A 20,273-nucleotide genomic window follows, 5' to 3' on the forward strand; every position below is an offset into this window, starting at 1 on the left:
TGCCTCTTTCCCATCCTTGCGGAGTGTAGCCATGTTCCCGCGTACCGTTCTTGCCCTGCTCGCCGGCACCGCGCTCGCCGCACCGCTCGCCGCGCAGCAGGCCGAACCTTCGCAGGACCCGACGCAGGCCGGCGACCAAGAGGTCATCATCGTCGAGGCCCAGCGACCGCGCGGCAGCGCGCTCGGCGACATCGACCCCGAATATGTGCTCGACCCGCGCGACATCGCCGCCACCGGTGCCAACAACATCGAGGAACTGCTCGATGCCCTCGCGCCCGAGATCGGCTCGGTGCGCGGTCGCGGCGGGGGCGGGGGACGCCCGGTGCTGCTCGTCAACGGCAAGCGCATCTCGGGCTTTCGCGAATTGCGCAACTTGCCTCCCGAAGCGATCGAGCGGATGGACATCCTGCCCGAGGAAACCGCGCTGCTCTACGGCTACAAGGCCGACCAGCGAGTGGTGAATTTCGTGCTGCGCGAGAATTTCCATTCGACCACGCTGGGTCTCGAAGGCCAATGGGCGACCGACGGCGGGCGCGAAGGCGGCGAACTGGATCTCGACCGGCTGATGCTGAAAGGCGGGGCGCGCACCAACATCTCGCTCGATGTGGAAGGCGATGCCCTGCTCCGCGAAAGCGAACGGGGCATCGCGCTCCAGCCGGTGCAGCTCGCCGACACCAGCCTCGATCCGCGCTCCTCGCGCAGCCTGCTGCCCGAACGGCGGATGGTGCGCCTCGATTTCAGCCATGCCCGCCCGATTGGCAATCTCAACGGCTCGGCCAGCCTCGAGGTCGAACAGAGTGAAAATGACAGCCTGCTCGGTCCTTCGTTCGCCGCCCTCACCCTGCCTGCCGACAGCCCCTATGCCCGCCAGCCCGAGGACGAGGACATCCTCCTCGCAAGCGGGCTTCCCGCGCTTGGCCGCGACAGCCGCACCCGCTCGGCCAATCTTGCCGCGGTCCTCAATGGCCCGCCCGCCGAATGGGGTTGGTCCACGACCCTGTCGGCGGCGCTCGCCGATCGGCGGACGCTCACCGATCGCGGCGCCGATGTCGCGGCTTTCCAGGACCGGCTCGACGCGCTCGATCCCGCTGCCGATCCCTTCGCTTCGCCGGGCTTCAACGCTCTGGCGGTGGAGGAAGCCACTTCGCTCACCCGCAGCCTCGCCGCCGATGGCGTCTTGAACGGCACGCTCGGCGCGGCGACGCTCACGCTGCGCGCCAATTCAAGCTGGATGGCGATCGAAAGCGAAGGTTTTCGCGACGGTCAGCCGCTCGCCACCGACCTCTCGCGCCGCCGCAACGCCGCGGCCTTCAGCGCCGATGCCCCGGTCTTCGACAATCTCGGCCTCAACGCCAATGGCGAGGTGGAACATGTCTCGGACTTCGGAACGCTCACCAGCATCGGCGCGGGCTTCAACTGGAAACCCACGCGAAAACTCGACCTGATCGGCAGCTGGACGCGCGAAGAAGGCGCCCCCGGCCTTGGCCAACTGGGCGATCCGCGCATCGCCAGCCCCGCCACCCGCTTCTTCGATTTCGTGACCGGCGAAAGCCTGCTTGTCACCGCCATCTCGGGCGGCAATCCCGATCTTCTCGCTGACCGGCGCAACGTCTGGAAACTCGCCGCGGGCTGGCGCCTTCCCACCCGCACCGACCTCAACCTGCGCACCGAATATGTGCGCGAACGGATCGACGATCCCGCCGCTTCCTTCCCCGCCGCCAGCGCCGCGATCGAAGCCGCCTTCCCCGACCGCTTCGTGCGCGACGGGGACGGCACGCTCCTGCTGGTCGATCTCACCCCCGTCAATTTCGATGACCAGCGCCGCGACACGCTCCGCACCAGCCTAAATTGGAGCAAGAGCAGCGGCGGCCCCCGCGGCCCGCGCCGCGGCCCGCCCGGCCGCGGACGCGGCGGCCGCATCTATGCCGCTCTCTTCCACACGCTCACCCTCACCGACGACGTGCGCATTGCCCCGGGCCTCCCCCGTCTCGACTATCTCGGCGGCGAAGCCAAGGGCGGCACCGGCGGCCAGCCCCGCCACGAAATCGAAGCCCGCGCGGGCATCTTCAAGAACGGCTTTGGCCTGCGCCTCTCGGGCGCCTGGCGCAGCGCCACCCGCGTCGACAGCGGCGATTCAAGCCTGCGCTTCGACGATTTCGCCACGATCGATCTGCGCGCCTTCGTCAATTTCAGCGACCGGCAGGGCCTCATCGAAAAGGCCCCCTGGCTCCGCGGAACCTCGCTCCGCCTCTCGGTCGACAATCTCTTCAACGCCCGCCCCGACGTGCGCGACGCGCAAGGCCTCGTGCCGACCCGCTACCAGCCCGCGCTCATCGAGCCCCTGGGCCGCACGGTCGGCATCGCGATCCGCAAGATTTTCGTCCCCAGCCGCTACACCCGGCCAAGCGGTCCCCCGCAAAGGGGCCGGGGCCAACGAGGCGACTAGCGCGCCTTGCAGCGAGCGATCGAATCCTCGATGATCTTGAGCGCATCCTCGCGCCCGCCCCACTTGCCGACCCGCACCCACTTCTCCTTCTCGAGATCCTTGTAGTGGGTGAAGAAATGCTCGATCTGCTCGACCACGATGGGCGGCAGGTCGCTATAATCCTCGACATTCTTGTAATAAGGCGAGACCTTGGTCACCGGCACGGCGAGCAGTTTCTCGTCGCCCCCCGCCTCGTCCTCGAGATGGAGCACGCCGACCGGCCGGGCGCGAATGACCGTCCCCGGCAACAGCGCCCAGCGCGTCATCACGAGGCAGTCGAGCGGATCGCCATCGTCGCACAGGGTCTGCGGCACGAAGCCGTAGTTGGCGGGATAGCGCATCGGGGTGTGGAGGATGCGGTCGACGAACATCGCCCCCGCTTCCTTGTCGAATTCATATTTCACCGGCTCGCCGCCGATCGGCACTTCGATGAAAACGTTCAGCTCGTGCGGGACATTGTCGCCCGCGGGAATCAGGTCGATGTTCATGGCCCCGCGCCTCTAACCCCTTCTTTTGCCAGCACAAGGGCTTTTTCGCCGGTTGCCTGCGCGGACGGGACGGTTCGCGCTCCATGTCGTGAGGGCTGGAAAGCGCGCCCGAGGCCAGCTAAGCGGCCCCTTTAGAGCCATGACCAGATCTTCGCCTCCCCGCCCGATCAAGGGCACGCAAAGCCTTTACGGCGAACCCGCCGAGCGCTTCCACCATGTCATCGACTGTTTCGACCGGGTGCGCCGTCTCTACGGCTTCCGCCGCGTCGAGGTGCCGGTGTTCGAGGCAACGGGCGTGTTCGCGCGCACCATGGGCGAGACCACCGATGTCGTCTCCAAGGAGATGTGGTCCTTCGAAAGCCGCTCCGAAGGCTCGGTCACGCTGCGCCCCGAATTTACCGCGGGCATCGCGCGCGCCTTCCTTTCCGAGGGCTGGCAGCAGCATGTCCCGATGAAGGTCGCGGTCCACGGCCCCGCCTTCCGCTACGAGCGCCCGCAGAAGGGCCGCTACCGCCAGTTCCATCAACTGGATGCCGAGGTGATCGGCAGCGACGATCCGCTGGTCGATGTCGAACTGCTCGCGTTCGGCGCCCAGCTGCTCGAGGAGTTGGGGATCGAGGGCGTGACCTTGCGCCTCAACACGCTCGGCGATGCGCAGAGCCGCGACAATTGGCGCGCCGCGCTCATCGAGCATTTCTCGGCGCATCGCGATGAATTGTCCGAGGACAGCCGCGACCGGCTCGAGCGCAATCCGCTGCGCATCCTCGATTCCAAGGACCCGCGCGACCGGCCGTTCGCGCAAAGCGCGCCGACCATGCAATTGTCGAGCGAGGCCGAGGATTTCTTCGGCCAGGTACGTGCGGGCCTCGACGCCGCGGGCATCGCCTATCAGCTCGACCCCCATCTCGTTCGCGGGCTCGACTATTATCGCCATACTGCCTTCGAATTCGTCACCGACAGGCTCGGCGCGCAAGGCACCGTGCTCGCGGGCGGGCGCTATGACGGACTCATCGAGGCTCTGGGCGGTCCCCATGTCCCGGCGGTCGGCTGGGCGGCAGGGATCGAACGGCTTGCCATGCTTCTCGACCGCGACGTGAGCGAGCGGATCGAGGCGGCGATCCTGCCGATGGGCGAGGAAGCGCGCCTCGCCGCGATCCACGCCGCGACGCGGCTGCGCGCCGAGGGCATCTCGGCCGAGATCTTCGCCAGCGGCAAGCTCGGCAAGCGGATGAGCCGTGCCGACCAGGCCGGTGCCCTGGCGGCAATCGTGATCGGCGAGGAAGAAGTGACCTCGGGCCAATATCAATATAAGCATCTCGCCAGCGGCGAGCAGCGCGCCCTCGACATGGAGGCGATCATCGACGCGCTCGTCGACGAAGCCGCCGAACGCGACCTTTCCTCCTTCGAAGCCGATCTTGGAGACCATGACTGATGCCCAGGGTTTCGGACGACCGTATCGCCGCGATCGAAGCGAAAAAGGCCGAGCTGTCGCAAGCGATGGCAGCAGGCGACCTCGCGCCCGAGGATTTCGTTCGCCTGTCGAAGGAATATGCCCAGATCGAACCCGTCGCCGCGGCCGCGCGCGAAGTGCGCCGCCTGCGCGCCGAACGGGCCTCGCTCCAGGAAATGACCCGCGATGCCGATGCCGAGATGCGCGCGATGGCCGAGGAAGAGCTCGAGGAAATCGACGAGCGCCTGCCGCGCGCCGAACAGAAGCTCGCGGTTCAATTGCTGCCCAAGGACGCCGCCGACGATCGCCCCGCGATGCTCGAAGTGCGCGCCGGCACTGGCGGTGACGAAGCCGCGCTGTTCGCGGGCGACTTGCTTCGCATGTATCAGCGCTTCGCCGAACTCGAAGGCTGGAAGTTCGAGATGATCTCGGCCTCGGCGTCCGACGTGGGCGGCTACAAGGAAGCGGTCGCCTCGATCAACGGCAAGGGCGTCTTCGCCAAGCTCAAGTTCGAAAGCGGGGTGCACCGCGTCCAGCGCGTCCCCGCGACCGAAAGCGGCGGGCGCATCCACACTTCGGCGGCGACCGTCGCGGTGCTTCCCGAAGCCGAGGAAGTCGATGTCCAGATCGACGAGAAGGATCTCAGGATCGACGTGTTCCGCGCCTCGGGGCCCGGCGGGCAATCGGTCAACACCACCGACAGCGCGGTGCGCATCACCCATCTTCCCACCGGTATCGTCGTTTCGCAGCAGGACGAGAAATCGCAGCACAAGAACAAGGCCAAGGCCCTGAAGGTGCTGCGCACGCGCATCTACGAACATGAACGCGCCAAGGCCGATGCCGAGCGCGCGGGCGAACGCAAGTCGATGGTCGGCTCGGGCGACCGCTCCGAACGCATCCGCACCTATAATTTCCCGCAGGGGCGCGTCACCGATCACCGCATCAACCTCACCCTGCACAAGCTCGATGCCATTCTCGAAGGCTCGGGGCTTGCCGAACTCACCGAGGCCTTGATCGCCGAGGACGAGGCGCAGCGGCTCGCAGGGCTGGAAGAGGAAGCGTGATCGGCGCGGCGCTCGCCGCCGCTGCCGAACGGCTGGACGGCGTGGCCGACGACCCGCGCCGCGAAGCGCGGATGCTGATGGCGGCGGCGCTCGGCGTCCCGCTTCCCGCTCTCGGCGCCGTTTCGCCCGACGATCCCGTTCCCGACAATTTCGAAGGGCTGGTCGAACGGCGCGCGGGCGGCGAACCCATGGCCTATGTGCTCGGCGAACGCGGCTTCTGGACGATCGACCTCAAGGTCGGGCCGGGCGTCCTCATTCCCCGCCCCGACAGCGAGACGCTGATCGAGGCCGCGGTCGAACATTTCGAGGGCGGTGCCGATCCCGACCGCATCCTCGATCTCGGCACCGGGCCGGGCACGCTGCTGCTCGCCGCGCTCGACCAGTTTCCCCGCGCGCGGGGGCTGGGGATCGACGCGTCGGAGGTGGCGCTCGAATATGCGCGCGACAATGCGGCACGCCTCGGGCTCGCCGACCGCGCGGCCTTCCGCAAGGGCGACTGGGCCGAAGGCGTGACCGGATCGTTCGATCTCATCCTCTGTAACCCGCCCTATGTCGCCCTGGCCGACGAACTGGGTCCCGGGGTGCGCGAACATGAACCGCACGAAGCGCTGTTCGCGGGCGAAGAAGGGCTCGACGACTATCGGCGGATCATTCCCCAGATCGGTCCTCTCCTTGCTCCCGAAGGCGTGGCATTGTTGGAAATCGGCCACACCCAGGCCGAAGCGGTCCGCGCGCTGGTCGAGGCCAGCGGGACAAAAGCCTTTATGAAGAAGGACTTGGCCGGACGACCTCGTCTCATCGGCTTTACGGGCTAAATATCAAAAAAGGCTTGGTTTTTTGCCTTGCCACCGTTACAGGAAGGTAAGGGATGGAACCGACCGGCGCCAGAACGGCCTCGCCGCTTCCAAAATCCCTTCTCCCGATCGATTGATGGTTCGCCCCGCATCTTTGCGGCGGTGCATCGCCAACAAGGATTGGGTTCGCTGGGCCGGAGGCCCCTTGCCCCGGCCGTTCAGGGCGCGCTTGCGCGTCAGGTAACAAGGGACGGATTTTCTTGATCAACAATCGTCAGAGCCGCCGTCGCGGCCGTGGTGGCCAGCCAAATCGCGGTGGACCGCGCGGAGACAATCGCCAGCGCGGCAACGCCGCCCAGCTTCTCGAGAAATATAAGGGCCTGGCGCGCGACGCGCAGATGTCGGGCGACCGGGTGCAGGCCGAATATTATCTCCAGTTCGCCGACCATTATTTCCGCGTGCTCGAAGATCATAAGGCCAAGCAGGAAGACCAGCAGCCGCCGCGCCAGAAAGGCCGTCGCCAGGATAGCGATGCCGAGGATGGCGAAGGCGAAAACAAGGCCGAGGGCGAAACCAAGCCCAAGTCGCGCCGCCGCGCTTCGGAGGACAATGTCGAGGCCAAGCCCAAGCCGCGCCGCCGCACCGTCCGCAAGGACGAGGATGATGGCGATGCGGGCGAAGCCAATGCGATTGCCGCCGACGCTTTGCCGCCCGCGATCAAGGCCGACGACAGCGGCGAGGAAGCGCCCAAGCCGCGCCGGACCCGCCGCAAGCCTTCGGACGATGGCGATACCGCTTCGGCGGCCTAGAGGATGACGACCCTGCTGGCCTCGGCGGCCAGCAGGAGAAATCCCGCGACGCCCAATGCGCTGCCGAGCGGATGCTCGCGCTCACGCTCGCCCGCGACTCCGCTCAGAAGCGCATAGGCGAGCAGGCCTGCTGCCGCGCCGAGCAGGACGAGCGGCAGCCCCGCCCAGCCGCACCAGCAGCCCAGCGCTCCGAACAATTTGGGATCGCCTTCGCCCATCCCCTCGCGCCCGCGCCAGCGGCGATAGAGGAAGGCAATGCCCCACAGGCTCGCGAAGCCCGCCGCACCGCCGATGAGGCGGTCGATCAGCGGCAGGCCATTGGCCAGCCCGGCAAGCGGCAGTCCGCTCGCCGCGAGAATGGCGACCAGCCGGTCAGGCAGCCACAGATGCCGCCAGTCGAGAATGACCAGCGGCAGCAGGATCCAGCCCATCAGCGCCAGCACCGCTCCCGCCACGCCGGGGGACAGCGCCATCGCTCCCGCGCCGATCGCCGCGCCGCTTGCCTCGACGAGGAAATGCGTGGCGTCGATGGGTTGTCCGCAGGCGCGGCAGCGCCCGCGCCGCAAAAGATGGCTCAGGATCGGAACGAGGTCGGCGGGTCGGATCGTCACGCCGCAATGGTCGCAGGCCGACCGGCCTCGGCTCGCGCCCTCGCCGCGCGGCCAGCGCAGGACGAGGGTGGCGAGATAGCTGCCGACGATCGCGCCCGTCACGCCTCCTGCCGCGACGAGCAGGCCCGACAGGGGCATCAGCGAAGGCGTCCCGACTGGCGCAGGACGACGCTCGTTCCCTCTTCGGCAAATCCCGCGCGCGACAGGGCATCGCGCAGGATCGGCGGCGCGCCCTCGATGGCCAGGTCGGCTTCATAGCCGCCCTCGGCATCGACGATGATGGTCAGCCGCTCGGCCCCGCGCGGTCCCTTGAGTTCGGCCATTCCGCGCCCGTCCTCGCGGCAGCTCACCGGCCCCGACATGTCGCGCGACAGGCCGGCAATTCCCAGCGATGCCTGCAACTGCACGCTTCCTGCGGCTTCGCGGCAGCGCCCGCCCTTGAACAGCATGCGCACATCCTCGAACCGCATCGCTCCGCTCGGCAGCGGCGACAGCAGCCGCGACAGCGTCATCCGGCCATTGAGATCCTTCACCCCCTCGCTCGCGCCGCCGAGCGCAAGCACTCCCGTCAACGGCCCTTCGGGATCGTCGAGCCGCTCGATCGCTACCTCGAACCTCCCGAGGGGCAAGGTAAGGGGATTGAGCGCGACATCGAAGGTGCCGAGCCGCTCGGGCCCCGCCATCATCTCTCCCACGCGCCCCGACCAGACGGTCCCCGCGACCTGACGCGCGGTCAGCAGGCTCTCGGGGCCGGTCGCCGCCCCGATCGCCACCCGCAGGGGGAAGAGCGCAACGAGGCACACCGCGAAGATCGACGCCGCCCAGACATACCAGCGCGCTCTCACGACCCGCTCCTCGCCACCGTCGCACCGATCGACACATTGCCCGACCCCGCAGGCTCGATCCGCAGCGCGCTCACCCGCAACCCCTCGGCTTCCAGCCGGTCGATCCACGCCAGCGCCGCCGGGCCGCTCGCTTCGGGAATCGCGATCCGCAGCCGGTCGGGCCCCTCGGCCACGCTTTCCTCGAGCGTCAGTCCGATCTCGGCGGCGCTATTTCCTACAAAGGCCTCCAGCGACCCCTCGAAGCTATCCGCTCCACTCTCCGGCCCCCCGACCATCGCGCTCACCCGGCCCTGCCGGTCCAGCGCCATCAGATACTCCTCCCGCGCCCGGTTTTCCCAATCGAGCAATGGCTTCAGGACCAGGAAATAGCCGATGACCGGCACCGCGATCAGCGCCATGATGCCCAGCATCACCTGTTCGCGCTGGCTTCGCGCCTGCCACCACTCGTTCATCGCGTGGCCCCCATCGTCACCACGACCCGCGCCCGCCCGTCGTTCGAGGGCTGGCCATCAGCGGTTACCGCCCAACCATCGCGCTGCAACGCGGCGAGCAGGCGGTTGATCGCGGGGGCATCGGGACCGACCAGCGTCGCGGTCAGTTGCCCGTCACCCTGCCAGCCGATCGCCGAAGCGCGCACCAGTCCTTCATTTTCGAGCGCGCCGAGCAGCGCCGCGAGCATGTCGCTTTCGCGGATCGCGCTCCCGCCGCCTGCGGCCAGCGCGTGCTCGGCTTCGTCAGCGGTTACGGGGCGCCCGAGCGCATCCGAGGCAAGCTGCTCGGTGCGCGCATCCATCCGGTCGGCAGCGGCTTCCCAGCGAAGCGCATGGACGAGCGGGATGAGCAAGGCGAGCAAGGCGATCAGCGCGGCCAGAACCGCAAATTCGCGCAGCCGCGAGGGATCGAGCCGCCAGGGGCGGCGATAGGCATAGGGTCCGCTCCTCAGGTCGACGGTCGGCGCCCCCGCTTCGCGCAGCAAAGCATGCTCGATTGCCGCTTCATCCATGGGGCTGACGGGCTGGTCCCCGACCAGGGCCGCCTGCATCGCCGGATCGGCGGCAAAGGCCAGCCCGTCGCGCCCGAACACTTCTTCGCCCCCGAGGCCGCCTCGATGCCATTCCCCGTCGACCGGAAGCAGCAGCGCGGCGGGGATGATGTGGCGCAGGTCGAGATCCTGCCGCCGCGCCCAACCGAGCCAATCCTCCATCCGGTCCTTGTCGGCGAGCGCGACCGCGCCGCGCCCGTCGGGCAGCAGCCCGATCGCCGAATGCAGCCGTTCGACCCCGCCGATCGACCGGCTCGTCACCGCAAGCCTTGCGGCGGTCTGTTTCTGCGGAGTGTCGACTTCCCCGGCAGGCAGGATCTCCACGCGGGCCGCACCGGCGGGAAGGATGCCGATCACTTGCGGATCATCGATCAACGCCGCGCGCCAGTCGTCCCCCTTTCCGCTCTGGCCGAGGGTGCCATCCTCGATGCACCACCAGGCGCAGTCCATTCCATGCTCGTCGGGGCGTTCGGGCAGGAGGAGGAGAAGCTGTCTCAAAGCTCCGTCCCCCAGCGCCGCGCCACGCGCCGTGCCTTGCCGTCCTCGACTTCGATCAAAGCGGTCTGGCGCACCGCCGGACCCTCGGCATCGACGCTGCTCTCCAACCGGAAATATCGACTTTCCACCTGCACCTGCTCGCTTGCCTGCCTCGCGATGTCGAGGCCCCGCAGCGGGCCTTCGTTCCAGAATTTATAGATGCTGCCATACCCTCCCCTCGGGCGGCCCGCCAGATGGCTGCGCGCCGCTTCGATTCCGATCTTTTCGGGATCGAGCATCGCGAGGAGCACCGCCTGGTCGGGGCGCAGCGTCTCGACGTTGAGCGCGCTCAACCGCGTGTCGGGATGGGCGCACAGCCAGGGACTGACCGCCGCGTAAATCTGCTTGTCGACGCCGTCGATCCGGCTCCATTCGCTGACCGCGACCATCGGCCGGTTGGGGAAGGTAGCCGCCCCGAGATCGCCGGGTTCGCGCCCCGCTTCGGCGCCACGCAGATTGGCGCGCTCGTCGCTGTCGATATAGTCGGCACTCGCTTCGGCGATGCGCTCGGCAGTCGACCGGTCGACACCGAGGAGGACCATCAGGTCGCGCAGCTGGCCGATCGCGCGTGGATCGGAAGTCAGCCGTCCGCCGCGCCGCTCGCGCGCGAGACTGTTGAGGTTGAAGCAGTTCGATGCATCCGAGAGAGTGGCGCGGACGATCATGCCGTCGGGCAGGGTGATGCTGCGCTCGACATCGAGCTGGCTGGCCAGGGCCGCGCTCTCGACTTCCTGTTCGAGCCGGACCATCGCCAGTTCCTCGGCCATGCCCAACCAATGGCGCGCCTGCGCGGCGGTGGCGGCATTGCCCGCGAGGCGCGTCGCCAGTCCGAGGCGGTCAAGCGCGGTCGCTGCCACCGCCGCCATCACCGCGACCAGCAGCAGCACCGACAGCAACGCGGTTCCCTTCTCGCTCGGCTTCATGAGCGGCCCCCCGGCAGAGGTTCCTCGGGCTCGAGCGCGCGAATCTCATCATCGGCGGCAGGCAGTGCCATGACCATCTCGACGGCGGGCCCTTCCGAGGCAATCGTCATCCGCACCGCGCGGGGCAGCGCCAGCCCGCTGCCATCGGGCCAGGCCGACACCCAGCCGCCCGCACCGTCGCGATAGCTGAGGCGGAATTCGCTGACCCCCTCTTCCAGTTCGGCGTCGAGCGCGGGCTCGTCTCCGCCGTCGAGCCGGCCGAACTGGCGCCGGACGAGCCGCCCGCCCGCGAGCAGCCAGCGCACCCGCGCGATGGTCGGCTCGGGAGCGTCGCTGACCGGCTCGAACCCGCCGCGAACGAATTGCATCGACTGGGCGTCGCCCGAAAATGCCGGCCGCGCCGCCCCGTCGCCGCCCCGCGTGGGACGCGGCACTGCCTGCCCCAGGTCGGAAGCGAGGAGGAGGCGCAGCCGCTCGGTCGAGGAAAGCGCGGCAAGCTGGCGATCGACCGCGCCTTGCGTGTTCGCGCTTCCGCGCAGGAGCAGCACGCCGCCCGCCGACAGGATCGCGAAGATCGACAAGGCGACCATCATCTCGATGAGAGTGAAGCCGTTCCTCACCGGTCGGTCCGCCGCACAAGGGTGAGCCGGGCGGGGCTGCCCCCGCTCATCGGCGTGACGAGGATGTCGATGCGGCGAAGGCGCGGGTCGGGGGTCGCGCTAGCGCTTCGCGACACCATGAAGAGCTGTCCGCCGTTGCGCCGTTCGAATTGCTCGTCTCCGCTATCGGGAGCGCGCGGCGCGCTGATGACCAGCGCCGCCTCATTCTCGGCGACAAGACGCGCCATGCTATTGTCGCGAAGCTGGGCAGTGGTCGAGACGGTGAAGGCATCGAGCCGCGCGAGCGCGAGCGCGGCAATCGCGAACAGGCTCAACGCCACGAGCATCTCGATGAGGGTGAAGCCGTTTCGCGTCACGGCAGCGCCTTCACATCACCATTGGCGGCGACTTCGACCGCGGCATAGACGGGCGGGTCGCCTTGCTCTTCGAGATGGATGACCGCAGGCGCGGCGGGCATTCCCACGCTGTTGAAACGGACGAGGATGCGCTCGGCATTGCCGGTCGCCGCGACGACCCCTCCGCGCCACGGGGCGGCATCGTCGAAGGGCGGGCGCGTGACCGGCTCCCAGCCGTCCTCGCCGCGCGCCTCGAAACCGAAGCCGGTGGGCGCGATCCAGATGCCGAGAGGCCGGCCCTCGACGATTGCCCGGTCGCGCAGCGCGGCGATCCGGCCCGCCAGCATGGTGGCTTCCCCCCGCACCTTGTCGCCGCCGCTCGGCAGCATGAGCGCCACCGCGCCCGCGGCGAGGCCGAGAATGACCAGCACCACGAGCAGTTCGACGAGGGTAAAGCCGTTCTTCCTCATACCATCCTATTCGCCATAGATGTCGGCGGCATTGTCCTCGCCGCCCGGCGCTCCGTCGGCGCCCAGCGAATAGATGTCATAAGGACCGTTCCGGCCCGGCACCGAATAGCGATAGGGATTGCCCCAGGGATCGTCGGGAAGCCGCTTGATATAGCCCTGGCTGCGCCCCGGCGGGTTGACCAGCGCGGCAAGGCCCGCGCCCTGGTCGGGATAATTGAAATGGTCGAGCCGATACATCTCCATCGCCTGTCCCAGCGTGGCGATGTCGGTCTGCGCCTTGGTCACCAGCGCCTTGTCCTGGCTGGGGAGGACGTTGATGACCACCACCGTGCCGAGAAGGCCGATGATCACGATCACGACCATCAGTTCGATGAGGGTGAAACCATTCTTGCGCGGCTGGCGCGGGCGGCGGCGGGGAGAGAAAATGCGTTTCACAGGATCAAGGCTCCGATCAGCGACTGGAGTTGGAGGATGGGCATGAGGATCGACAGCACGATGGCGGCGACAACCGCGCCCATGGCGATGATGATGGCAGGTTCGAGCAGCGAGAGCACGCTCGAGGTGAAGGTATCGAACTCGGCCTCGAGATAATCGGCGGCCTGGCCGAGCATCGCCCCGAGCTGGCCCGCGCTTTCCCCGCTCGCCGCGAGATGGACGAGCAGCGGGGGAAAGAGCGCGGTGCGGCCAAGCGCGCCCGACAGGCTGCCCCCGCCGCGGATCTCGGCGACCATCTTCTCGATCGCTGCGCGCTGCGCGCGGTTGCGGACGGTGGGCGCGGTGAGCTTGAGCCCCTCGACCAGGGGAAGGCGGCTGTCGACCATGGTCGCGAGCGTCCGCGCGGTGCGCGCGGCGTTGAGATCGCGCAGCAGCCGCCCGAACAGCGGCAGGCGAAGGAGAATGCGGTCGAAGCGCATGCGAAAGCCCTCGCGCCGCAGGAGGACGAGAAATCCGAGCACGAGCGCGGCAAAGAGGCCGAGAAGGGCCAGCCACCAGGCCGCGAGAAAATCGGAAATGGCGATAACCACCCGGGTGATGAGCGGCAATTGCTGCCCGACATCCTCGAACTGTTCGACGACCTTGGGGACCACCGTGATCATCAGTGCGGTAACCACGCCGATCGCGACGATGGTGAGCACCGCGGGATAGGCGAGCGCGCTGATGAGCTTGCCGCGCATCGCGGCCTGCCGCTCCATCAGCGCGGCGAGGCGCTGGAGCTGTTCGGGAAGCGTGCCCGACCGTTCGCCCGCGCCGATCATCGCGCGGTAGAGAGGATCGAAGCTGGCGGGCTCGCGCGCCAGCGCATCGGCGAGGCGGCGGCCTTCGACCACCCCGTCGGCGACGCGGTTGACGATCGCCCTCGTTTCTTCCTTCTCGCTCTGGCGGGCGATGGTGCGCAGCGCTTCCTCGATGGGCGACACCTTGATGAGCGTGGCGAGCTGGCGGGTGAAGAGCGTACGCTGCTTCACCGACAGCCTGGGCTTTCGCGAGAAGAGGCCGGGCGCGCGCGCCTTGCCGACCTCGGCCACGCTGGCGACGCTCACCGGCACCCAGTGGCGCGCCGTCAGCTTGGCGCGTGCCGCCTCGGGATCGGCCGCGGCGATGCGGCCGCGCTTCTCGCGTCCCTTGGCGTCCACCGCCAGATAGGCAAATTCAGACGGCATGGTCCTCGTCCTCGCCGTCATGGCGCGAAATGCGGATCGCTTCCTCGGCGCTCGTCTCGCCCGTGCGCACCAGCGCACGTGCCGCCGATCCCAGCGTGGGCGCATTGGCGAAGGCATGGCGGGCAATCACCGCCTCGTCGCCCCCGTCCGAAATCAGCCGGCGGAGGGCGGGGTCGATCCGCACTGCCTCGAACACCCCGATCCGCCCCTTGAAGCCGGTGCGTCCGCAGGCATCGCAGCCGACCGCGCGGTAGATGGTCTCGCCTTCGGAAAAGCCGAGCAGCGCGGCAACGCCCCGGTCGGCTTCAATGGGCTCGCGGCACTCCTGGCAGAGTCGCCGGACGAGCCGCTGCGCGATTACGGCGCGAAGGCTCGAGGCGATGAGGAAAGGCTCGATCCGCATGTCGCGCAGGCGAGTGATCGCGCCGATCGCGTCATTGGTATGCACGGTGGACAGGACGAGATGGCCGGTCAGCGAGGACTGGATCGCGATGTCGGCGGTCTCGCGGTCGCGGATCTCGCCGACCATCACCACGTCGGGATCCTGCCGCAGGATCGCGCGAAGGCCGTTGGCAAAGGTCATCCCCACCTTCGAATCGACCTGCGTCTGGCCGATCCCGTCGATGGAATATTCGACGGGGTCCTCGACGGTGAGGATGTTGCGCTCGCCATCGTTGAGCTGCTGGAGGCAGGCATAAAGGGTGGTGGTCTTGCCCGACCCTGTGGGGCCGGTGACGAGGATGATGCCATTGGGCTCGCCCAACGCTTCGCGAAGCACCGTTTCGGCGGCGCCCGAAATGCCCAGCAGGTCGATCGACAGCCCCGCCTGCTCCTTGTCGAGGATGCGCATCACCACCCGTTCGCCCGCGCGGCTGGGCAAGGTTGAGACGCGCACGTCGAGCTGCTTTCCGCCCAGCTTGAGCGAGATGCGCCCGTCCTGCGGCACGCGCCGCTCGGCAATGTCGAGGCGCGCCATCACCTTGATTCGGCTCACCACCACCGGCGCGACATGCGCGGGCATCCGCAGATGCTCCTTGAGCACGCCGTCGACGCGCAGCCGGACGATGAGGTTCTGCTCATAGGGCTCGATATGGATGTCCGACACACCCAGTCTCACCGCTTCGGCGATGATTCCGTTGATGAGGCGGATCGCGGGCGCATCGTCGGCACTTTCGAGAAGGTCCTCGGCGGTCGGAATCCCATCGGCGAGCGCGTCGAGCCCGTCGCTTCCGATCTCGCCGGCCAGTCCCTCGCTGCCATCGACCGCATAGCGCGAGTGGAGAAGCTGGTTGAATTCGCCGTCGGCGACGAACTGGATGTCGAATGGGCGCCTCAAGTGGCGGCGTACCTCGACCAGCACGGCGGGGTCGGCGCTTTGCCGCACCGCTACCAAAGGCTCTCCCGATCCGCCGGTGCGCAGCACCACGCCATGTTCGCGCGCGAAGGCATAAGGAATGTCGAAGATCGCGGGCCGGACGGGATCGATGGCAGGCGCGTCGAGCGCGGCTTCGCCTTGCGCCGCTTCGGGCGGGAGGGGCGGCACCTCGGCTTCGGCATCGCCGCGCCGGATCATCATTGCCCCTCGTCGAGGATCGCGCCCGGCCGGTAGACCTGGTCGCCGGGAGCGAGCGGTCGCGGCGCGGGCGGAACCGCGCCGAGATAGTCGCGCACGAGGCTGTCGATGCTCGGCTCGACATCGGGATCGCGGGCCAGTTGCGCGCCACGGATATAGCCATAGCGCTGCGCGGTCATCGAAGCGGCATCGTCGCGGTCGCGGATGATGCGCGGGCGGATGAACACCATCAGATTGGTCTTGGAACGCGAGCGCGAGCGCGACTTGAACAGTTCGCCGAGCAGCGGAATGTCGCCGAGCAGCGGGATCTTCTCGATGGTGCGCCGCTCGGCATCGTCGAGCAGCCCGCCGATCGCGATGAGATCGCCGTCATCGACGGTGAGCACGGTCTTGAACTCGCGCTTGTTGATGATGAGGTCGGACGAACCGCGCGACACCGGCCCCGCGACGCTCGACACCTCCTGGCGGAGGAAGAGCTTGATCGAGCCCGAGCTGTTGACCTGCGGCTTCACGTCGAGCTGGATGCCGACATTCTGCCGCTCGACGGTGCGGAAGGCATTGTCGAAATTGGTCGACAGCGCTTCGCCCGTGGTCACCGGCACTTCCTGCCCGACCAGCAATTTGGCTTCCTGGTTGTCGAGCGTCATGATCGACGGGGTCGAAAGGATGTTGCTCTCGGTATCCGACTGCACCGCATTGACGATCGCCCCGAAGATGCCGTCCTTGCCGATGTCGACGATCCCGCCGGCGAGCGCGCCGGTGACGCCCAGAACCGACTGCACCGCGACATCGGTCACTGCATCGCCGAGCGGGCTGTCGATGGTGGTGGTGACCACCCCGTCGTCGGTCACCGCGGTCTCGCGGCCCAGTTCGTAATTGGCCACCGCCCCGGCCACCGCGAGGATGTTGGGCTGGGCATTGCTGTAATTGGCGGCGGCAAAACCGCCATTCTGGTCGGCAAGCAGGAACTGCACCCCCAGTTCGCGCGCGGCATTGTTGCCGATCTCGACGATGATCGCTTCGACCAGCACCTGTTCGCGCCGCGTGTCGAGCTGGCGGATCACTTCGCCCAGCTGGCGCTGCGCTTCGGCATTGGCGGCGATGATCACCGCATTGGTGCCGGGATAGCGGGTCACCACCGCGGGGCCGTAGCGCACGATCCCGGTGGCGCCCGCGCCGCCCGCGGCGGCGGGCATCGACATGGGAGCGGGAGGCCGTGCGGGACCGGCCCCGGTGCCTTCGCCTTCCTGCCCGCGGATGAAGCCTGGCTCGCTGTTGCCGAAGGTGGCGGGCTGTCCGACCAGCTGCTGGAGGACGGGAAGCAATTGTTCGGCATCGGCATGGTCGAGCCAGTAGACCCGCACTTCCGAGCCGCCCTGTGCCGCGGCATCGAGCTGGCGCGCGGTCGCGGCAAAGCGCGCGACCGACTGCGGATCGCCGCGAAGGAGGAGCGCATTGGAACTGTCGATCGCGCTTACCGTGAGGGGAGCCGCCGCGCCTTCTCCCTGCGCCCCGACCAGCTGCTGGAGCGAGGTTGCGATCTCGCGTGCGCCGCTATTCTTCAGATAGACGATATCACTTGCGCTATTGTCGCGGTCGATGCGCTGGAGAAGCTGGCGGACCCGCCCGATATTGTCGGCGAAATCGACCACCACGAGACTGTTGGCATTGCGGTTGGCGGTAATCGACCCCTGCGCCGAGATGAGCGGGCGGAGCGTCTCGACCGCGCCTGCCGCATCGACCGAGCGCAAGCGGAAGATCTCGGTGACGAACTGGTCGCCCGCCACCCGCCCGGGGCTCACCCGCGTCGGCTCGGTCGCTGCGCCGGTGACCGGCTGGATGCGATAGCCCCCCTGGATGGGGATGGCGACCAGGCCATTGGCGCGCAGGGTCGAAAGAAAGACCTCGAAATATTCGGAGCGCGACAGCGGGCGCGAGGTGACGACGCTGATCTTCTGGTTGACCCGACCGTCGACGATGAAGGTCATGCCCGTCACACGGGCGGCCTCGTCGACGAAAGCGCGCACCTCGGCATCGCGCATGTTGATCATATATTGCGCGCTCACGCTGGCGGTCATCGTCATCGACAGGGGCGCCACGACCATCATGATGGCGGTCATCCAGGTTGCGCTTCTTTTCATGCTGCTACTCGGTCCTCAAAAACTGATGGCGATGGGCAGGCGCTCGGCGCCACGCTCCACGGTCAGGTTGATGCGCGCGCCGGGCTTCAATTCCCGGCGCAACATTTCGATGTCGGTGGTGTCGGCGATGCTGGTGCCATTGACCTCGACGACGATATCGCCGGGCGAAAGGCCGGTCTCGTCGAACAGGGCGCGGTCGGGGCCGGGCGTCAGGCGCACTCCGGTAATCTTGCCGCCGCGCATGCGCGGCGCGATGGCGAAGGCACGCGAGGGATCGCGCCCCTCGGTTCCCACCGGCCCGGCGGTCGGCGTCATCTCGGGCTGAGCGATGTCGGCAGGCTGCGATTCGTCGAGATAGAGTCGTTCGCGAATCCCGCCCCGGTCGATCACGATATAGTTGAAGCCCACTTCGGCAAGGCTCGCGCCGGGCAGGATTTCCTCGCCCACCGCGATGCTTTGCTGGGTGCCGTCGGGAAAGCCGATGATCGCGCTTCCGGTACCCGCGCCCTGGTTTACGGTGACTCCGAACAGTTCGAGATCGAGGCTCGTGACCTGGTTGGTATCCACGCTCGCGGGCTGGCCCGAGAAGGGATCGACGGTCGAGAGGATCGCGGTACGCGTCGCGGGCGCGGCGATGCGCGGCGGGGCAGGGCGCCAGTCGCCCAGCGGCCCGACCGGAGTGACCAGCACCCAGAGGAGGCGGGCAAGCAGGAATGCGAGAAGCGCGAGAAGGACGGCACGGGCAAGCAGGTGCAGCTGAGCCGCGCCCAGCCGGTCCCGCCACCACGGGCGATTCAAAATTCCAAGCCGCTTCTCGATGGCTCGACCCTCCGTCCCTTGCGACTTGGTAGCAGCGATTGGCCCGTTGGGGACTCTTTTCTTTCATCGGCGCGGCGACGGGCCATTGGCTGTGGGCCGTCGGCAACAGATTGAACTTGTTGCCTATTCTCCGGTGACGGCTGCGTCGGCGTTCCGCTCCGGCTTTGCTGCCGGTCTGTCATTTTGGCGTAACAGTCGCGCTCTAGGGGAGCTTGCAACACCTCCCGATGACGGGCCGATGGTGGGCAGAAGAAGGATTTGTTGGAAAATGCATAAGCTGATGATGCCGATCTTGCTCGGCGCCACTGCGCTTACGGCCGTTCCCGCCCATGCGCAGGAAAAGGACCCCCAGGTCGACGCACTGATCGCCGAGATCCAGGCGCTGCGTGCCGAGGTCGCCGAGTTGCGCGGCGAAGTCGAGGCCGGCAAGGCCGCCAAGGCCGACACCGCGATCAAGTTCAAGGCCACGCCCGAGCTTTCGACCGACGACGGCTGGAAGTTCAAGGTGCGCGGCCGGATGATGTATGATGCCGCGACCGTCGATGCGCCCGATGCCATCGACGATGCGGGTCTCGGTTTCTCTAACGAGATGCGCCGCGGTCGTCTCGGCGTCGAAGGCGATATGCCGGGCGGCTTCGGCTACAAGGCCGAGCTCGAATTCGCGGGCGGCGATGCCGAATTCACCGACGCCTATGTCTCCTATGAAAAAGGCGACATGGAATTCATCGTCGGCCAGCATAACAATTTCCAGGGCCTGGCCGAGCTGACCAGCTCGCTCCACACCCAGTTCTTCGAGCGCGCCGCCTTTACCGACGCCTTCGGATTCGAGCGCCGCGTCGGCGTGTCGGCCCAGTATAAAGGCGACAATCTTCTCGTGCAGGGTGGCCTCTTCACCGATGCCATCGGCGATCTGGACGAGAATAACAATTCGAACGGCGTCGATGGCCGCATCGTGTTCATGCCCGAGATGGGCGGCAACCAGCTGCACTTCGGCGGCTCGGCGCATTATCGCGCGCTCAACGATGCCGCTTCCTCGGTGCGCTACCGGGTGCGCCCGGCGGTGCATTCGACCGACGTGCGCTTCATCAACACCGGCGCGATCGGCGCGACCAGCGAAACCGGTCTCGGCCTCGAGGCAGCGGGCATCTTCGGCCCGCTCTATGTCGCGGGCGAGACCTTCTGGCAGAAGGTGGGTGGCAGCCCGGCGGGCGATCCGACCTTCTTCGGCGCCTATCTCGAAGGCGGCTATTTCCTCACGGGCGAAAGCCGCGGCTACAAGGGCGGCAAGTTCGACCGGGTGAAGGTCGCGAACGGCTTCGACAAGGGCGGCATCGGCTCGATCGGCATCAACGCTCGCTGGGATTATCTCGATCTCAACGACGCGGGCATCGTCGGCGGCACCCAGAATGCCTATCAGGCCTCGCTCAACTGGAAGCCGGTGGATTATGTACTGTTCGGGCTGAACTTCGCGCATATCGTCTATGGCGATGCGGCGATCCCGGCGGCAGGCGACCGCGACTATTCGGTCAACGTCCTCGGCCTGCGCGGACAGGTCGACTTCTAGGCTTCCCGCCGATCGGCGAAAAAGAAGGGGCGGTGCGCAACC

The 20,273-nt window shown here is 67.6% G+C and carries 20 protein-coding genes; 6 read left to right on the plus strand and 14 right to left on the minus strand.

Features of this window, described 5'->3' with window-relative positions; genetic code table 11:
• The first annotated feature begins 31 nt into the window (after positions 1-31).
• Positions 32-2,446 carry a TonB-dependent receptor domain-containing protein gene (locus tag FHS50_RS09735; protein ID WP_183934245.1) on the plus strand — a complete coding sequence of 805 codons (2,415 nt, stop codon included), beginning with the start codon at positions 32-34 and terminating at the stop codon, positions 2,444-2,446.
• Here FHS50_RS09735 and ppa read toward each other — a convergent pair.
• The gene (ppa, locus tag FHS50_RS09740) at positions 2,443-2,973 is read right to left on the minus strand and encodes an inorganic diphosphatase (RefSeq protein WP_183934246.1); all 531 of its coding nucleotides are present in this window, start codon (positions 2,971-2,973) and stop codon (positions 2,443-2,445) included. The two genes, FHS50_RS09735 and ppa, sit on opposite strands and share 4 nt — an antisense overlap.
• Before the next feature lie 139 nt (positions 2,974-3,112).
• Between ppa and hisS the strand changes: the two genes are divergently transcribed.
• From hisS to FHS50_RS09760, 4 genes are all read left to right on the plus strand, one after another.
• Positions 3,113-4,405, plus strand: coding sequence for a histidine--tRNA ligase (hisS, locus tag FHS50_RS09745; protein WP_183934247.1), 1,293 nt, complete (start codon positions 3,113-3,115; stop codon positions 4,403-4,405).
• On the plus strand, positions 4,405-5,487 hold the full coding sequence (prfA, locus tag FHS50_RS09750) for a peptide chain release factor 1 (protein ID WP_183934248.1): 1,083 nt from the start codon (positions 4,405-4,407) through the stop codon (positions 5,485-5,487). Before hisS ends, prfA begins: the two co-directional genes overlap by 1 nt.
• Complete coding sequence (gene prmC / locus FHS50_RS09755; RefSeq protein WP_183934249.1) at positions 5,484-6,302, plus strand: peptide chain release factor N(5)-glutamine methyltransferase; 819 nt, start codon at positions 5,484-5,486, stop codon at positions 6,300-6,302. The genes prfA and prmC overlap by 4 nt, the downstream gene beginning before the upstream one ends.
• Positions 6,303-6,541: 239 nt before the next feature.
• On the plus strand, positions 6,542-7,090 hold the full coding sequence (locus FHS50_RS09760; RefSeq protein ID WP_183934250.1) for a DUF4167 domain-containing protein: 549 nt from the start codon (positions 6,542-6,544) through the stop codon (positions 7,088-7,090).
• Here the strand turns inward: FHS50_RS09760 and FHS50_RS09765 are convergent.
• Genes FHS50_RS09765 through FHS50_RS09825 form a run of 13 tightly spaced genes read right to left on the minus strand, consistent with a single transcriptional unit; the run spans position 7,087 to position 18,646 of the window.
• On the minus strand, positions 7,087-7,839 hold the full coding sequence (locus FHS50_RS09765) for a prepilin peptidase (protein WP_183934251.1): 753 nt from the start codon (positions 7,837-7,839) through the stop codon (positions 7,087-7,089). The genes FHS50_RS09760 and FHS50_RS09765 overlap by 4 nt on opposite strands.
• Positions 7,839-8,546 carry a type II secretion system protein N gene (gene gspN, locus FHS50_RS09770; RefSeq protein WP_183934252.1) on the minus strand — a complete coding sequence of 236 codons (708 nt, stop codon included), beginning with the start codon at positions 8,544-8,546 and terminating at the stop codon, positions 7,839-7,841. Before gspN ends, FHS50_RS09765 begins: the two co-directional genes overlap by 1 nt.
• A complete protein-coding gene (gspM, locus tag FHS50_RS09775; RefSeq protein ID WP_183934253.1) occupies positions 8,543-8,998 on the minus strand; it encodes a type II secretion system protein GspM in 456 nt (151 codons plus the stop codon). Before gspM ends, gspN begins: the two co-directional genes overlap by 4 nt.
• On the minus strand, positions 8,995-10,086 hold the full coding sequence (gspL, locus tag FHS50_RS09780) for a type II secretion system protein GspL (RefSeq protein ID WP_183934254.1): 1,092 nt from the start codon (positions 10,084-10,086) through the stop codon (positions 8,995-8,997). Before gspL ends, gspM begins: the two co-directional genes overlap by 4 nt.
• On the minus strand, positions 10,083-11,048 hold the full coding sequence (gene gspK, locus FHS50_RS09785) for a type II secretion system minor pseudopilin GspK (RefSeq protein WP_183934255.1): 966 nt from the start codon (positions 11,046-11,048) through the stop codon (positions 10,083-10,085). Before gspK ends, gspL begins: the two co-directional genes overlap by 4 nt.
• Complete coding sequence (gene gspJ, locus FHS50_RS09790) at positions 11,045-11,668, minus strand: type II secretion system minor pseudopilin GspJ (RefSeq protein WP_183934256.1); 624 nt, start codon at positions 11,666-11,668, stop codon at positions 11,045-11,047. The genes gspK and gspJ overlap by 4 nt, the downstream gene beginning before the upstream one ends.
• Entirely contained in the window at positions 11,665-12,024 is a 360-nt protein-coding gene (gene gspI, locus FHS50_RS09795; RefSeq protein WP_183934257.1) for a type II secretion system minor pseudopilin GspI, read from the minus strand. The genes gspJ and gspI overlap by 4 nt, the downstream gene beginning before the upstream one ends.
• Positions 12,021-12,473, minus strand: coding sequence for a GspH/FimT family protein (locus tag FHS50_RS09800; RefSeq protein ID WP_183934419.1), 453 nt, complete (start codon positions 12,471-12,473; stop codon positions 12,021-12,023). Before FHS50_RS09800 ends, gspI begins: the two co-directional genes overlap by 4 nt.
• 6 nt (positions 12,474-12,479) lie before the next feature.
• Entirely contained in the window at positions 12,480-12,908 is a 429-nt protein-coding gene (gene gspG / locus FHS50_RS09805) for a type II secretion system major pseudopilin GspG (RefSeq protein ID WP_322597118.1), read from the minus strand.
• Entirely contained in the window at positions 12,905-14,134 is a 1,230-nt protein-coding gene (gspF, locus tag FHS50_RS09810) for a type II secretion system inner membrane protein GspF (protein WP_183934258.1), read from the minus strand. The genes gspG and gspF overlap by 4 nt, the downstream gene beginning before the upstream one ends.
• Positions 14,124-15,710: a type II secretion system ATPase GspE gene (gene gspE, locus FHS50_RS09815; RefSeq protein WP_183934259.1), complete on the minus strand. Its 1,587-nt coding sequence runs from the start codon at positions 15,708-15,710 to the stop codon at positions 14,124-14,126. The genes gspF and gspE overlap by 11 nt, the downstream gene beginning before the upstream one ends.
• Entirely contained in the window at positions 15,707-17,848 is a 2,142-nt protein-coding gene (gene gspD, locus FHS50_RS09820) for a type II secretion system secretin GspD (protein WP_407696064.1), read from the minus strand. The genes gspE and gspD overlap by 4 nt, the downstream gene beginning before the upstream one ends.
• A 15-nt stretch (positions 17,849-17,863) precedes the next feature.
• Positions 17,864-18,646 (minus strand): type II secretion system protein N, encoded by a 783-nt coding sequence (locus tag FHS50_RS09825; protein ID WP_183934260.1) that lies wholly within the window; start codon positions 18,644-18,646, stop codon positions 17,864-17,866.
• A 289-nt stretch (positions 18,647-18,935) separates the two neighbouring features.
• On the opposite strand from FHS50_RS09825, the gene FHS50_RS09830 reads away from it, so the two are divergent.
• On the plus strand, positions 18,936-20,231 hold the full coding sequence (locus FHS50_RS09830) for an OprO/OprP family phosphate-selective porin (RefSeq protein WP_246333117.1): 1,296 nt from the start codon (positions 18,936-18,938) through the stop codon (positions 20,229-20,231).
• Positions 20,232-20,273 lie beyond the last annotated feature (42 nt).

The organism is Sphingomicrobium lutaoense, assembly GCF_014195685.1.
GTDB lineage: Bacteria > Pseudomonadota > Alphaproteobacteria > Sphingomonadales > Sphingomonadaceae > Sphingomicrobium > Sphingomicrobium lutaoense.